This window comes from Nibricoccus aquaticus, assembly GCF_002310495.1.
Classification (GTDB): Bacteria; Verrucomicrobiota; Verrucomicrobiia; order Opitutales; family Opitutaceae; genus Nibricoccus; species Nibricoccus aquaticus.
On record NZ_CP023344.1, the window covers coordinates 2,326,069 to 2,341,063 of the forward strand.

13 protein-coding genes are annotated in these 14,995 nt (G+C 67.0%); 2 read left to right on the plus strand and 11 right to left on the minus strand.

Annotation, left to right across the window (positions count from 1 at the left end; translation table 11 throughout):
• Window positions 1-84: 84 nt before the first annotated feature.
• The 11 genes from CMV30_RS09445 to CMV30_RS09495 form a co-directional block, all read right to left on the minus strand.
• Window positions 85-1,449 carry an ATP-binding protein gene (locus CMV30_RS09445; protein WP_096055793.1) on the minus strand — a complete coding sequence of 455 codons (1,365 nt, stop codon included), beginning with the start codon at window positions 1,447-1,449 and terminating at the stop codon, window positions 85-87.
• A 120-nt stretch (window positions 1,450-1,569) separates the two neighbouring features.
• A complete protein-coding gene (locus CMV30_RS09450; protein ID WP_096055794.1) occupies window positions 1,570-2,235 on the minus strand; it encodes a response regulator transcription factor in 666 nt (221 codons plus the stop codon).
• Complete coding sequence (locus CMV30_RS20725) at window positions 2,232-4,202, minus strand: cbb3-type cytochrome c oxidase subunit II (protein WP_096055795.1); 1,971 nt, start codon at window positions 4,200-4,202, stop codon at window positions 2,232-2,234. Before CMV30_RS20725 ends, CMV30_RS09450 begins: the two co-directional genes overlap by 4 nt.
• Window positions 4,183-4,587, minus strand: coding sequence for a hypothetical protein (locus tag CMV30_RS09460; protein WP_096055796.1), 405 nt, complete (start codon window positions 4,585-4,587; stop codon window positions 4,183-4,185). The genes CMV30_RS20725 and CMV30_RS09460 overlap by 20 nt, the downstream gene beginning before the upstream one ends.
• A 46-nt stretch (window positions 4,588-4,633) precedes the next feature.
• Window positions 4,634-6,037 carry a hypothetical protein gene (locus CMV30_RS09465; RefSeq protein WP_096055797.1) on the minus strand — a complete coding sequence of 468 codons (1,404 nt, stop codon included), beginning with the start codon at window positions 6,035-6,037 and terminating at the stop codon, window positions 4,634-4,636.
• On the minus strand, window positions 6,034-6,708 hold the full coding sequence (locus CMV30_RS09470) for an ABC transporter ATP-binding protein (protein ID WP_096055798.1): 675 nt from the start codon (window positions 6,706-6,708) through the stop codon (window positions 6,034-6,036). Before CMV30_RS09470 ends, CMV30_RS09465 begins: the two co-directional genes overlap by 4 nt.
• Entirely contained in the window at window positions 6,701-7,813 is a 1,113-nt protein-coding gene (locus CMV30_RS09475) for an ABC transporter permease (protein WP_096055799.1), read from the minus strand. The genes CMV30_RS09470 and CMV30_RS09475 overlap by 8 nt, the downstream gene beginning before the upstream one ends.
• Window positions 7,814-7,828: 15 nt before the next feature.
• Entirely contained in the window at window positions 7,829-8,743 is a 915-nt protein-coding gene (locus CMV30_RS09480; RefSeq protein WP_096055800.1) for a polyprenyl synthetase family protein, read from the minus strand.
• Between the two features lie 67 nt (window positions 8,744-8,810).
• Window positions 8,811-9,395, minus strand: a complete 585-nt coding sequence (locus tag CMV30_RS09485) for a YceI family protein (protein ID WP_096055801.1) — start codon at window positions 9,393-9,395, stop codon at window positions 8,811-8,813.
• A gap of 163 nt (window positions 9,396-9,558) precedes the next feature.
• Window positions 9,559-10,287 (minus strand): phosphatase PAP2 family protein, encoded by a 729-nt coding sequence (locus tag CMV30_RS09490; RefSeq protein WP_175414807.1) that lies wholly within the window; start codon window positions 10,285-10,287, stop codon window positions 9,559-9,561.
• 198 nt (window positions 10,288-10,485) lie between these two features.
• A complete protein-coding gene (locus CMV30_RS09495; protein WP_096055803.1) occupies window positions 10,486-12,552 on the minus strand; it encodes an LTA synthase family protein in 2,067 nt (688 codons plus the stop codon).
• 107 nt (window positions 12,553-12,659) lie between these two features.
• On the opposite strand from CMV30_RS09495, the gene holA reads away from it, so the two are divergent.
• Window positions 12,660-13,757 carry a DNA polymerase III subunit delta gene (holA, locus tag CMV30_RS09500; protein ID WP_096055804.1) on the plus strand — a complete coding sequence of 366 codons (1,098 nt, stop codon included), beginning with the start codon at window positions 12,660-12,662 and terminating at the stop codon, window positions 13,755-13,757.
• A 111-nt stretch (window positions 13,758-13,868) separates the two neighbouring features.
• Window positions 13,869-14,846, plus strand: coding sequence for a paraquat-inducible protein A (locus CMV30_RS09505; protein WP_096055805.1), 978 nt, complete (start codon window positions 13,869-13,871; stop codon window positions 14,844-14,846).
• Window positions 14,847-14,995 lie beyond the last annotated feature (149 nt).

Consider the following 14,995-nt stretch of genomic DNA (forward strand, 5'->3'; position numbering starts at 1 on the left):
ATCTGGGGCGCTGTTAGCAGGAAAGCGGGTTGGGGGAATGGCGGGGTGAGGACACCCTGCTTACAGCGGAGAACGGGGGCGGAGTTAGCGTGGGAGTTGTACGGTCACGCGGAGGCCGGGGCGGTCGGGGCGGTTTTCGGCGTGGATGGTACCTCCGTGGAGGCCGACGATGCTGCGGCAGATGGCGAGGCCGAGGCCCTGGCCGGAATGGTTCTGGCCGGTGCGGGTGTGGTCGTAGCGGACGAAGCGTTCGAAGATGTGTTCTAGTTTGTCGGGGGGAAGGCCGGGGCCTTCGTCGGTGAGGGCGAGAGTCCAGTGTTGGTCGTCGAGGCGCGAGGTGAGGGAGAGGGTGGAGGCGGGCGGGGAGACGTTGAGGGCGTTGCTGACGAGGTTGAGGAGGAGTTGGCGGAGGAGGTTGGGCTCGATGGTGACGGGGGCGGCGGGGTTGGCGGCGAGGGTGAAGTGGAGGCCGCGGTCTTCGGCGAGTGCGAGGGCGTCTTCGGCGAAGGCATTAAGGAAAGCGGCAGTGTCTTCAGTGCGACGTGGGAGGGTGAGGGTGCCGCTCTCGGCTTTGGCGATGAAGAGGAGGCTTTCGATGATCTGGTTGAGGCGGGAGATGTCGGTGAGGAGGTCTTCGAGGGCGTGGTGGGCGGCGGGGTCGGCGGCGACGGCGGGGCGGAGTTTTTCGGCGTTGAGGCGGATGAGGGTGAGGGGGGTTTTGAGTTCGTGGGAGGCGTCGGCGGTGAAGCGTTTGACCTGGATGAAGGAGGCTTCGAGGCGGTCGAACATCTGGTTGAGGAGGGTGGCGAGGGAGTTGATCTCGTCGCGCGCAGTGGAAACGGGGATACGTTCGTCGAGGCGGTCGGCGCGGATGCGGAGGGCGGTGTCGCGGATGAGGCGGAGGGGTTTGAGGGCGAAGCGGGTGAAGGCGTGGCCGAGGCCGAAGCTGGCGAGGGCGGTGGCGGCGAGGAGCCAGGCGGAGACGCGGGTGTAGTCGTGGATGAGGCGGCGGGTGGGGGCGAGGGGGCTGGCGACCTGGATGCGGAGGGAGCCGGCCTGGAACTCGGAGATGCGGAGGGGGCCGAGGGTGGGGAGCTGGTCGGTCCAGGAGGGGGGGATTTCGTCGGGCGGGATGGGGAGGGCGGCGTCGCCGAGGTTGGGGGAGCGGAAGAGGATGGCACCGTCGGGGGTGTGGACCTGGAAGTAGTACATGGCGGCGTCGATCTCGGCGTGTTCGCGGATGCGGAGGGAGACTTCGGCGGCGTCGGGCGGGGCGGGGATGTCTTCGAGGCGTTCGCGGAGTTCGGCGAATTCGGCGGCGTTGAGGAAGTCGAGGCCGTTGACCATCTGGCGGGAGAGGAGCCAGCCGCCGACGGTGAGGACGAGGGCGGTGGTGATGGTGACGAGGGTGGCGAAGCCGAGGGTGAGGCGGCGGGAGAGGGAGGACATTTTTTTAACCACTGAGTGGCACTGAAGGGCACTTATGCGGAGGATGCGGGAAGTGGCGGGGCCAGGAGCGGGTTATTGGCTGAAGGCGGAGCGGGAAGAAAAGGCCGAGAGGGGCGAGGGTCAGGCGAGTTGGTAGCCGGTGCCGCGGATGGTTTTGAGGAGGGGGCGGTCCGGAGAGGGTTCGAGTTTTTTGCGGAGGCGGCGGACGTAAACGTCGATGAGGTTGGTTTCCATGTCGTAGGAGGCGTCCCAGATTTTTTCGGCGATGAGGGTGCGGGTGAGGACGCGGCCGGGGTTTTGAAGGAAGAGTTCGAGGAGGGCGAATTCGCGGCTGGTGAGTTCGACGGGCTGGCCGTCGAGGGTGGCGGCGCGGGAGAGGAGATCGAGGCGGATGGCGCCGTGGGTGAGGACGGTGGTCTTGGCGCCGGCGTGGCGGCGGAGGAGGGAGCGGATGCGGGCGATGAGTTCGTCGATGACGAAGGGTTTGGGGAGGTAGTCGTCGGCGCCGAGATCGAGGCCGTGGATACGGTCGGAGACGGCGTCGCGGGCGCTGAGGATGAGGACGGGTTCGTTGAAGCCGGAGGCGCGCCATTCGCGGAGGAGGGCGAGGCCGTCGCCGTCGGGGAGGCCGAGGTCGAGGATGACGGCGTCGAAGGGGGTGTCGGCGAGGGCGTCGCGGGCGGCGGCGCAGGTGGGGGCGACGCGGGTGGTGTGGCTGAGCTCGGCGAGGGCGCGTTCGACGAATTGGGCGACGCGGCGTTCGTCTTCGACGATGAGGATTTTCATGGAGCGGCGGGTGGAGCGTGCAGGGACTTCACGTACGCGGCGAGGGAAAGGATGTCGGGGTCGGGGAGAGTTTCGTGGCCGGCCATGGGAGAGCCGGGGAGACCGAATTTGATGAGGCGGGCGAGGGTGGCGTCGTCGGGTGTGGCGGGGAAGCGGCGCCAGGTGGGGGCGGTGAAGTCGGGCGGGCGGATGCTGAGTTGTGAGGAGAGGGGGCCGTCGGCGCGGCCGGTGGGGCCGTGGCAGGCGGCGCAGAGTTGTTGGAAAAGTTTTTGGGTGTGCGTGGGGCTGGCGGAGGGAGGCGGAGATGCGGACGGCTGCCAGCGGGCGATGGTTTCGAGGCGGTCGGGGAGGGTGTCGGCGCCGAGGTAGGCGAGGTAGGCGAGGAGGGCTTCGCCGCGGGGGTCGCCGTCGGCGAAGAGGTGGGCGTAGGAGGGCATGCGGGAGCCGGGGGAGACGGTGCGCGGGGCGAGGAGGTGGAGGCGGTTCCAATCGGGGGAGCGGCGGTTGGCGACGTTGGCGAGGTCGGGGCCCTGGCGGCGGTTGCCGAGGAGCGGCGGAGAGTCGGCGAGAACTTCGGAGAGCGGGTGGGCGGGGCCCCAGAGGAGGACGTCGGGGGTGCCGGGGCGGATGTACTGGGAATGGCAGTGGATGCAGCCCTCGGCGATGTAGACACGGCGGCCGGCGGCGACGAGGGGATCGGCGGTGTCGGCATGGGCGGGTGGTGCCCAGAAAATCGATACGGTAGCGAAGGCGAGGAGGAGGACGGTGAAGTTGGAGGCGGCGGGTGGCGAGGTGCGGGGCGTGCGTACGGAGGAAGCGGAGGAGTTTGTTGTTGAGAAGAGCGGGCGGGCGAGGGCGGTGAGCGCGATGAGGAGGGCGAGGAGGAGTGTCCAGGCGGGGACGTGGGGGGAGGTTTGGTGTTGGGCGAGGCCGATGGCGGCGCCGGAGCCGATCCAGCCAGCGATGGCCATGAAGGCGGCGGCGAACCAGGGGCGGGCGGCGCGGGCGGGGATGACGACGAGGGCGGTGGAGTAGATCGAGACGCCGGCGACATAGAGGGTGCGGGCGAGGGCGAAGGGCGGGGCAGGGGAATTGAGGAGGGCGCAGGCGGTGACGAGCAGGGCGAGCGCGGCGAGGACGACGGGCGCGGGGCGGAAGCGGCGGAGGGCGAAACCGGCGAGGACGGCGGCGGCGAGGTGGACGAGGGCGTTGGTCTGGAGGGTGAAGGAGGAGGACCAGGTGGCGGTTTTGAAGGCGGGGTTGTGCTGGATGAGGTAGAAGGCGAGGGAGTCGAGAAAGACCAGGGCGAAGAAGGCGGTGATCCAGCGGGTGGCGTCGGAATGGCGGAGGGTGGCGGTGGTTGATGAGAGGGACTCGGTGGAGAAGGAGGGAGTGGATGAGCGTAGCCAGATTGTGGCGACTAGGCCGGTGAGGGCGGCGAAGGAGGAGGTGAGGATTTGAGTGGCGGGTGGTGCGGTGAAGAGGGCGGGTTGGTTGCAGAGTGCGTAGGCGAGGCCGGTGCCGAGGCCGCAGGCGGGGGCGAGGGCGCGGGTGCCTAGAAGTGGGAGCAGCGAGAGGGCGAGGGTGACGGTGGCCCAGCCGAGGAAGAGGCCGATGAGCGCGGCGGAGGCGATGAGCGTGGCGGGTGAACGGGAGGCGAGGGTGAGCAGGGCGACGAGCGCGGAGGCGAGGAAGCCGAGAGCGAGGTGGGGGCGGATGCGGGCGAGGGAGAAACGCGCGGCGGCGAAGAGGCTGCCGACGATGCCGCCGAGACCGAGGGCGGTCATGAGCGGTTTCATTTGTTCGGCGTTGAGCGAGGCGGCGGCGAATTCGAGGAAGGCGAATTCGGCGAAGATGAGGAAGTAGGTGTAGGTCGCGGCGATGGCGGCGACGCTGGCGAGGAAGACGGGCCAGCGGGCGGCGGGCGCGGGGCTCGCGGAGGAGGAATCAGGCGCGAGGGTTTTCATCGGACCAGAGGCGGGGCTGGCGGAGGAGCCAGAGTTGGGCGGCGACGAGGGCGAAGTCGGTGGCGGGGACGCTGAGCCAGACGGGCGGGAGCCAGCCGAGGGCGATGGCGGTGGCGGAGTAGGCGCCGGCGGCGAGGCGGAACGGGATCGTCAATTCGAAGACGGCGCGGAGGTAGGCGCGGTGGTTGCGGAGGAAGGCCCAGAGGTAGGTGGCGCCGACGGCACCGACGAAAGCGCCGACGAAGCGGAGGAAGACGAGGGCGTCTGGCGCGGGCGTGGCGACGCGCATGAGCGGGAGAAGTTGCGCGGGGAAAAAGACGAGGCCGAGGCCGGTCAGGAAATCCATGAGGCCGGCGGCGAGGGTGAAAAGGCGGAGAAGGGGCATGGAGGAAATCCGAAGGTCGAAGGCCGAATGACGAAGGGCGGAAGGGTTAGCGGGAGGCGGTGAGGAGCCAGCGGAGGGAGACCGTGGTCATGGCGAGGCCGGCGAGGAGGCGGGCGGCGAGGAGGAACTGGGTCCAGGTTTCGGAGCGGAAAAGTTCGGAGGCGTGGGTGTTTTCCTGCCAGCCGAGGATCATCATCGTGGTGACGTAGAGGGCGCAGGCGGATTGCCAGAGGACGAAGCCGGTGCGGAGCGGGCGGGTGGCGCGGAGTTCGTTGAGGATGACGACGTGGACGCTTGTCACGAGGCCGGCCATGGCGAGGTGGGCGTGTGCTACGAGGCCGTGGGTGAATTTGAGGCGTTCGGAGAGGCCGGGGAGGAAGGTGAGGAGACCGGTGACGACGAGGAGTGACCACCAGACGAAGGCCGCTGCGAGCCAAGGGCGGGAGGCGGGAGTCCAAGCGAAACGGCGGAAGTAGAGCCAGGCAATCGGGAGCCAGCCGAGGAGGAGGGAGAGGCCGATGATTTGTCCGGCGGCGTGGTGGCTGGCGTGGCCGTGGTCGAGCGTGGCGAAAGCGGCGCAGGAGAAGGCGAAGAAGGCCCAGAAGGCGCGGTGGGGGCCGGAGCGTGTATCGGTTGGGCGGATGCCGAGGAAGGCGGGGAGGAGGCCGAAGATTGCGACAATGCCGAGAGTGGAGCCAAGGAGGCTGGCGCCGGTGGCGCCGCCGCTGTGGGGATTGACGGACGGGTAGACGTCGTCGCCGGCGGACCAGTAGAGCGCGGAGGGAACGGCGAGGAGGATGAGGAGGAAGGCGGCGCGGGCGAGGAGGCCGGGGCGGGAGAAGTTTTGGCGGAACCACCAGAGGCGGGCGGCGAGGACGGTCCAGAGCGCGGTCATGGCGAGCGGGAGGAGCGGGCGGGCCCAGCCGTGCCAGTCGAGGAAGAGTTTGCCGCTGGTTTCGCCGGAGAGCCAGGACGCGCCGCCGAGGGCGAGCGCGAGCGACCAGAGCCAGAGCGCGCCTTGGACGGCCCGCTGGGGGAGTTGAAGGTTGATTGTTGAGAGTTGAGAGTGGTCGGAGGGGGTGAGCCAGGCGGTGAGGGCGCCGATTAGCGGGAGGGAGCACCAGCCGTAGAGTTGCCAGTCGAGGTGGAGGGGCATCCAGCGGCCGTACGTGAGCGGGGCGAGGGCGTCGCCGAGATCGGGATACAGGAGTTCGGCGGCGAGGAGGAGGCCGACGAGGTTGGCGGCGACGAGCCAGAAGAGGCTGTGGAGCTGGAGGGCGCGGGCGGTGGGGGCGGGGAGAACGGAGGATGTCTCGCGAAGAAGCGAAGGGGAGTCGGACGGACAATGCGGAGCATTGTCCCTACCTTCGGAGGGAGGGGCGGGATTTTTGGCTAATGGAGTGCCAGGCGCGCCTGGTGGGAGGCGCGTGAGTTGAGAGGAGGTTTTCACAGGGGGCTGAGCTGGCCGTCGCGGACGCGGAAGATGCGGTGGCAGGCTTCGGCGAAGCGGCGTTCGTGGGTGGCGAGGATGACGGCGATCTTGTCGCGTTCGGCGAGAGTGCGGAGGAGCGCGAAGACGGTTTCTCCGGTCTTTTCGTCGAGCGAGCCGGTGGGTTCGTCGGCGAGGAGAACTTTGGGCGAATTCATGAGGGCGCGGCAGATGGCGGTGCGCTGGCGTTCGCCGCCGGAGAGGTCCTGGATGCGGTGGGCGAGGCGGTGGGAGAGGCCGACGGATTCGGCGAGGGAGCGGAGGCGGGCTTCTGTATCGGAAGTGTCGCGACCGATGGCGAGGGCGGGGACGCGGAGGTTTTCGGCGACGGTGAGGTCGGGGATGAGGTTGTGGAGCTGGAAGACGTAGCCGAGGTGCTGGCGGCGGAGGATGAGGCGGTCGCGTTCGTTGCGAGGGTCGAGTCCGCAGACCTGGAGTTCGCCGCGGTCGGGGGTGTCGAGTCCGCCGAGGAGGTGGAGGAGCGTGGATTTGCCGGAGCCGGAAGCGCCCCAGAGGGCGACGATTTCGCCGGGGCGGACGGAGAGGCTGGCGCCCTGGAGGACGGTGACGCGGCCCTGGTCGAAGGATTTCCAGACGTCCTTGGCGGAGGCGATGGCGTTGGCGTTATTCATAGCGCAGGGCGTCGGCGGGCTGGATGCGGGCGGCATAGCGGGCGGGATAGATCGCGCCGGCGACGGCGGTGAAGAGGGCGGTGGCGACAATGCCCAGGACGATGGAAGGTTTTATCGAGGCCTGGATGTAGCCTTGGAAATCGGGGAGGTGTTCGAGGATGGTGAGGACGCCGAGGCCGAGGGAAAAACCGAGGACGAGGCCGGCGGCGGCGATGGCGGCGGCTTCGCCGAAGATGAGGGCGCAGACCTGGCCGGTGGAGAAGCCGCAGACGCGGAGGATGGCGATCTCGCGGATGCGGGAGAAGACGGAGAGGAGCATCGTATTGGCGACGCCGAGACCGCCGAGGAGGAAGGCGCAGACGCCGACGGCCCAGGCGGTGAAGTGGAGGATTTTGAACTGGGTGTAGCTTTGGTTGAACTCGCGGTTTTCGAGGGCGGTGAGGCCGGGGTGGAGTTTTTCGACGGCGGTTTTGAAGGCGGAGGCGGCGTCGCGGTCGCGGAGTTTGACGGCGATGATGGAGCAGAGGTCTTCGCGGTGGAAGAAGGCCTGGGCGGATTTGAGGGGGAGGAAGACGCCGCCGTCTTCGAATCCGTTTTCGGTTTTGAAGATGCCGCCGACGACGAAGGTGCCGCGGCCGATGTCGATTTTTTCGCCGAGTTTCGCGTCGAGGAATTCGGCGGCGCGGGAGCCGAGGTAGATGTCGTTGTCGTTTTTCCCAAAGGTGGCGGCGGAGCCGGCGAGCCAGGTGGCTTTGGCGAGGCGGGGGTCGGTGGGGTCGAGGCCGAAGCAGGTGATGATCGGGTGGTCGTCGGCCGAGACGATGCCGAAGAGGAGGGGCATTGCTGACTCGACTTCTGGGAGTGCCCGGATTCCGGATACCTGGTCGGTGGTGACGGAGCTGAAGAAGAGGTCGGAGACGTTTTTCTCGAAGACGAGGCAGTGGGAGTCGGTGGCGAGGATGCGTTCGAACATGCCGATGGCGCCGGTGACGATGGCGAGGATCGTGAGCATGGCGGCGACGCCGAAGCCGATGCCGGCGACGCCGATGAGCGCGCGGAGGCGGTGACGGAGGAGGTTGGTGGGGACGAGGCGGAGGAAGCGCATGGTGCGGGTGCGGGCTCAGGCGGCGGCTTCGCGGGCTAGGATGGGGGCGAGGAAGGCGTTTTGAAAATCGGCGAGGTAGCGCCAGCGGGGGTGGAAGGCGGAGAGTTTTTCCAGGGTGGCGGAGGCCTGGCGGGCGAGGCGGTGGAGGCGGCGGCGGGCGGCGGGGATGCCGAGGGCGAGGGCGAGATTGGGGCGGGCGAGGGCGCGGTCGCGGCCGGTGGTTTTTCCCGAGGTGGCGGGGTTGGAGAGGAGGTCGTGGATGTCGTCGGATGCCTGATACGCGAGGCCCCAGTAGAGGCAGAGGGCTTTGAGGTGGTGGAGCTCGGCGGAGGAAGGATCGGCGAGGAGCGCGGGGAGGTAGATGGCAAGGGTGAGGAGGGTGCCGGTTTTGCCGGCGGCGATGGCGGCGACTTCGCGGGCGGAGCGGTCGCTGGTGGCGAAGCGAAGGTCGCGGGCCTGGCCGCCGAGGATGCCGGCGGTGCCGAGGGCGGCGTCGAGCGTGGCGTGGGCGCGGAGGCGGAGGCCGGAGGGGAGGTGGGAGAGGGAGAAGGCGGCGAGGGTGTAGGCGCGGTTGATGAGGGCGAGGGCGGCGAGGATGGCGGTGGCGTCGCCGTGGATGCGGTGGGTGCAGACCCGGCCGCGGCGTGTATCCGCATTGTCCATGCAGGGGAGGTCGTCGAGGAGGAGGGAGGCGAGGTGGTAGTACTCGACGGCGCAGGCGAGGGTGAGGGCGTCGGTTTCGTCGAGGCCGTGGGTGAGGGCGGCGCGGAAGACGAGGCGGGCGCGGAGGAGGCGGCCGGGGTTGGCGGTGGCGTCGGTGAGGGCGGCGCGGAGGTGGGGCTCGACGGCGGAGTGGCCGGGGGAGTTTTCCCGCAGGGCTTCGAGAAGAAGGGACGCGTCGGGGTCGGCGGGTGCGGGATGGTGGGGCATGGCGTGGGCGGAGTGCGGTCGGAATTGGAGGGTCTGACGAAAGAGGAAGGGAAAGAGGTCGGGCGGGTTATTTGGCGGGGGCGGGGCGGGCCTGGAGGTGGAGTTTCACGACGACGACGGGGTCGACTTTGAGGAGGCCGAATTTGCGGATGATGGGAAGGCCGAAGTCGCGGGTGTCGATGCGGGCTTCGCCGTCGATAACGTGGAGGCCGTCTTCGCTCGAGGAAATGGATACGGGGAAGACGAGGTCGCGGGTCATGCCGTGGAAGATGAACTGGCCGCGGGCGGTGAAGCGGCCGGGGGTGGCGGCGGGTTCGAGGGTGGTGAGGGTGAAGAGAGCTTCGGGGAATTGCTCGGTGCTCTGCCAGTCGCGCATCTGCTGGTCGCGTTTGGCGTTGTCGGAGCGGAGGTCGGCGAAGCGGAAGCGGAGTTCGGCGCGGGTGATTTTGGCGGGGGTGGCGGGGTCGGAGGAGAGGTCTAGGGTGTAGGAGATGAGTTTGCCGGTGAAGGAATCCATCGTGGCGGTGACGGCGTACTCGATGCGGGATTGGGGTTTGTCGGCGATGAGTGGGGTCTCGGCGGCGGGGGCGCGCGAGGCGAATGATGTGAGAAGGAGTGCGGCGAGGAGGGCGGGGAGTAGCGGAGATTTCATGGGAGGCGGTGGCGGAGAGTCTGTTGGTGTGGGATGTGGAGAATGGAATCGCGAAGACGCAAAGGGGCGAAGGAGGAGCGAAGGGACTTGGGCGTGTTTGTGCGGTCGGGAAAGGCGGAGAATTTTTTGGACAGGAGGACAGGATTTACAGGAGGGCGGCGGGTCAGGCGGTCGAGGGGTGGGAGGCTTTGAGTGGGAGGCGGGTCGCGAGGTGGTGCCAGAGGAGGAAGATGAGCCAGGAGGCGAGGGCGGTGATGACGGTGTGGCTGAGGTAGTGGGCGCCTTTGAGCATTTGATAGACACCCATGATGCCGCCGAGTGCGAGGCCGATGGATATGCCGGTAAGCTGGCCGCGGCGGGTGCGGGCGAGGGCGGCGAGGCTGAGGAGGGCGAAGCCGCCGGAGGCGTGGCCGGCGGGGAAGCAGCGGCCGCGGCGGGCGGGGCGCTGGCCAGGCGGGTAGCATTCGAAGACGCGGATGTAGGCGACATCGCCGCCGTATCTGGAAATCTCGGAGGGGCAGAAGATGTTGGTCACGGCTTTGCCGATACCGATGAGAGCGGGGCCGGAGGCGAGGGTGAGAAGGACGGCGAGCAGGGCGCGGCGGTCGGTGGGGGAGGGAAAGTGGAAGAAGGTGCGCCAGCGGGCGGGACCGAGGAGGAGGGCGAGGAGTGAGACCGCGAAGAGGATCAGGAAAATTTTAGGTGCTTGATAAAAGAAGAGGCGGGGGAGCGGGGCGGTGCCGTCGATGAGCCACTGGCGGGTGGTGAAGTTGTAGAGGTGGTCCTGGAGGAGGAGGTCGATGGAGGTGAGCTCAAAGAGCGCGAGCGCGCCGGCGAGCAGGGCGAGTGCGGGCCAGAGGGTGCGGGCAAGATTGAGCGGGGCGGAGTTCACGGAGTGCGGAGAGAATCGGAGAGTGTCTCGCGAAGAAGCGAAGGGAGCGAAGGTGGGCGGTTGCGGGTAAGTTCCTGGCGTCTGGCTTGGCCACAAAAGGCGCACGGGGCGCAAAAAGGGAAAGCGACGGAGAGATGAGGCAGGTGTTGTTAGAGTGAGGTTTTCGGATGCCGACGGGGACGTCGGCGCTCCCAGGGATCAGCGGGCGGCGTGGAGGTCGGAGGTGGGAGCGGTTGACGAAAGTTCGGCGCCGAGGGAGGCGCGGTGTTGTTCGTCGGGGGTGAGGGCTTTGTAGCCGTGGGTTTTGTAGAGGTAGCTGGCGGTCTGGTAGTAGGCGATGGTCTCGTGTTCCTCTTCTTGTGTGCCGGGGACGCGGGTGAAGGTGCCGGACTCGGCGGTACCGGTGAATTGATCGACCTGGCGACGGGGGTTGAGGATGACGAGTTCGCCGGGTTCGTAGAGGCCGAGGCGCTGGTAGTTGCCGATGAGGGCGCGGCGGTCGCCGGTGGCTTTGCGAACATCCCAGCCGTAGAAGCGACTGGCGTAGCTCCAGTTGAGCAGGCCGAGGAGGGTGGGCGCGTAGTCCACCTGCGACGTGAGATCGCGGATACGGCCGGGGGCGACTTGTCCGCCGGGGGCGTAGATGAAGAGGGGGATGTGGTAGTTCTGGACGGGGAGCTCGGTCTTGCCGGCGACGGAGGCGCAGTGGTCGGCGACAATGACGAAGACGGTGTTTTTGAACCAGGGCTTGTTTTCGGCGGCGCGGAGGAACTGGCCGATGGCGTAGTCGGTGTATTTCACGGCGCCGGCGCGGCCGGAAACTTTCGAGGGGAGGTCAATGCGGCCGTCGGGGTAGGTGAACGGGCGGTGGTTCGACGTGGTCATGACGAAGAAGTGAAACGGTTTGCCGGAGGCGGCGGATTCGTCGGCCTCGCGGAGGGTCCAGCTGAGGAGGTCTTCGTCGCAGGCGCCCCAGGCGTTGGCGAAGGTGATGTCTTTCTTCGCAACGGAGGCGCGGTCGACGACGCGGTAGCCGTTGTGGCCGAAGAAGGCGTTCATGTTATCGAAGTAGCCGTAGCCGCCGTAGATGAAGGCTGTATCGTAGCCGCGGCTACGAAAGACGGAGCCGAGGGTGAAGAGGTTTTCGTTTTCGGGGCGCTTGACGAGGGAGCGGCCGGGGGTGGGCGGGATGGCGAGGGTGAGGGCTTCCATGCCGCGATCGGTGCGCGTGCCGGTGGCGTAGAAGTTTTCGAAGACGAGGCTTTTGGCAGCGAGGGCTTCGAGGTTGGGGGTGAGGTGGGAGGCGCGGTTGAAGGTGGAGAGGAAGTCGGCGCTGAGGCTTTCGACGGTGATCTGGATGACGTTGGGGTTGAGCTCGGGGCCGGGGTTGCGGATGAAACGAAGGGTGTCGCGCGGGTTGTTGCCGAGGGGGGTGGAGCCGTCGGCGGAGAGTTCGTGGCGGATGTTGGCGAAGGATTGGTCGATGTCGCGGGTGGCGTAGAACTGGTCGTAATCGAGCTCGTTGTTGCGGAAGGCGGCGAAGAAGGACCAGAGGCCGTTTTTGGCGAGTTCGCGGTGGTAGTTGTTGGCGAAGGCGGGGAGCTGTTCGGAGTTGAGGGCGAAGGCGGCGACGGTGGCGGCGAGAATCCAGCCGGAGGCGGCGAGCCAGCGGTGGCGGGGGAGCTCGGCGGTGTCGTCGAGCCAGCGGCGCATGAGGCCGGTACGGAGGACGAGCGCGTAGAGAACGGCGGCGATGAGGGCGATGCCGCCGAAGATGAGCGGCATGTTGTAGGATTCGCGGATGTTGCCGACGACCTCCTGGGTGTAGACGAGGTAGTCGACGGCGATGAAGTTGAAGCGGGCGCTGAATTCGTCCCAGAAAACCCATTCGGAGACGGCGCCGAAGACGAGGAGGGCGAGAATGAGGAACATGCCGAGGTGGGCGCAGGCGCGGGCCCAGATGCGGTCGAAGAATTTTTCGGGCAGGAGCGCGAGGAGCAGCACGAGCGGGAGCGAGAAGAGGAGGGCGGTGCCGAGATCGAAAAGGAAACCCCAGCCGAAGGAGGCGAAGAGGGCGGGGGAGAGGTTGGCGGCGGGGAGGGACTTTATGAGGAGCGCGACGCGGATGAGGAGGGACGTGGACGCGAAGAGCAGGATGAAGAGGAGGACGCCGCCGTGACGGCGTTCGAGGAGGGAGCGGAAAAGGGTGGGCAAGGGGCCGGGGCGGGAGGCGGCTGACGCGGCGGAGGGGGAGCTGGGTTTCATGCGGGAAAGGGGGACGAGTTGCCCAGAGCGTACGTGGCCGGGATGAATGGAAGGTGAACGGCGGATTAAATCTTGTTCATGTTGGGGCGGGTCGCATCGTGCCCGGGATGGCCGCCGCTAAACCCTTTATCTTCGTGTGCGGCGCGGATGATTTTTTGGTCAACCGCGCGGGGAAGGCGCGTTTCGAGGAACTGGCGCTGGAGGTGACGGATGAGTTTTCGCGAGAAGTGCTAAGCGGATTTGCGGGGAACGTCGGCGAGGTGGAGACGGCGATCAACCGGTTCCGCGAGAGCGTGCAGACGGTGTCGATGTTTGGAGGGAAGCGGCTCGTGTGGTTCAAGGATGTGAACTTCCTGGCGGACACGGTCACGGGTCGCGCGGAGAGCACGCTGAAGCTGGTGGAGGATTTGAAAGAGCTGCTGGAGACGATCGATCCGGAGCAGGTGACGGTGCTGATCACGGCGACGCCGGTGGACCGGCGTCGGGCGTTTCCGAAGTGGTGCGAGAAGACGGCGGATTTTTTGCTGGTCGGCGGCGATGGCGACAGTGCGGCGGAGGCGCTCGCGGGTGTGGTGCTGGCGGAGGCGCGGGAGCTGGGCGTGAATTTTGGGGAAGGTGCGTTGCAGTTGTTACTCGCGAAAGTGGGGGCGAACACGCGGCTCTTGATCGAGGAGACGCACAAACTCGCGACGTACGCAGGCGAAGGGAAACCGATCGAGGAGGCGTTCGTCGCGGAGCTGACGCCGAATGTGGCGGAGGGGGATTTCTTCGAGGCGGCGGAGGCGTTTTTCAGCGGGGATCTGAAGTGGACCCTGGCGGCGTTGCACCGGCATTTTTTCACGGGCGGGGATGCGCGGCCGATTATCTCGGCGTTGCAGAACCGGAACCGGATTTTGCTGCAAGTGCGGGCGCTCATCGATGCGGGAGATGTGCGGCTGGGGCCGCGCGGGCTCGATGGGATGCCGAAGGCGCAGGCGGCGTATGGGAAGCATTTCGTGGGAGCGACGGAGAAGAGTTCGTACAATCTTTTCAGTCAGAACGCGTGGTATGTGGGAAAGCTCGCGAGCACGGGGAAGCTGCCGACGCTCCGCAGGCTGATCGATAATCAGCAGGAGTTCATCGTGGCGTTTGGAGATATCGTGAAGCGGTCGGACGAGCAGGAGGAAGTGCTGCGCGATATGGCGGTGCGGTGTTTGTCGGCGTGATGCGGCAATGAATGATTTCTCACGCAAAGGCGCGAAGGCGCAAAGGACGGAGAGGCTGATTGGTAGCGGGGTTGCGAATGCGCGTGAATCCGGGGCTGGTTTTAACGCCGCATGAGTGCCGATGTTGAAATCTCCTCGAAGCGGCGTGGCGTGGTGACGGCGTTGCTGGCGGTGTCGCTCGCGTGCAATGTGGCGGTGTTGTTTTTGCCGTTCATGGATCTGCGGACGGGGCTGACGAGCGAGCCGTATTCGCTGATCAACTCCATCAAGATGCTCTGGAGTTCGGGGCTCTATGTGCTGGCGGCGCTCGTGGTGGGGTTTTCGGTGGTGTTTCCTTTTGCGAAGCTGGCGGTGCTGACAGGCGTGTGCATGGCCGGGCAGATCAATGCGCGGAACCGGCCGTTGCTGGAGTGGGTGGAGCGGCTGGGGAAGTGGTCGATGCTGGATGTGTTTTTGGTGTGCATCATCCTGACGCTGACGTCGGGGCAGATGCTGGTGGGGGCGACGCCGATGGTGGGGATTCCGGTGTTTGTCGTGGCGATTTTGTTGAGCATGATCGCGGGGGAGTTGCTGGCGGCGACGGCGGAGGCCGGGGTGGTGGCGTCGCGCGATCGCGGCACGAAGGCGGAGGTGTTGCGCGGCGGTTTTTGGCTGATGCTTTCGGGTGTGGCGCTGGGCGGGGCGGTGAGTTTTCCGTTTTTGAAGATCAGCGACTGGCTGCTCTCGGACCGCGCTTACAGCATCGTGCAACTGGTGCCGACGCTGTGGCAGGAAGAGGCGTACACGCCGATGGTGATCATCGGGGCGTTTTTATTGGTGGCGCCGCTGATCGCTTGGCTGGCGACGTGGCGTTGGTGGTTGCTGCGGAGGAAGGGGCATCCGGCGCACGATGCGCACCGGCAGATGATGATCGCGCGGCGTTGGAGCATGCTGGATGTGTTTGGCCTGGCGCTGGCGATCTTCCTTGTGGAGGGAGAGTATCTGATGAAGACGGAGGTGCGGTGGGGGGCGTTGTTTCTTGTGGTGCTCGTCGCGGTGCAGGCGATCGCGCAGGCGGCGTTGGAGCGGGCGTTTCCGACGGAGGAGTGAGGTGGGGCGGAGATCGAAGTGGGGCACGCAAAGGCGCGAAGGCGCAAAGAAGGCGGGGCGGAGGTGTTGGGGAGTTTGGGGAGAGACGATGTGTAGGGCGGTGGTGTTTTGGGGTTTGCCGGAGGATGGGCGGGGGCTCTTAGCTTCGC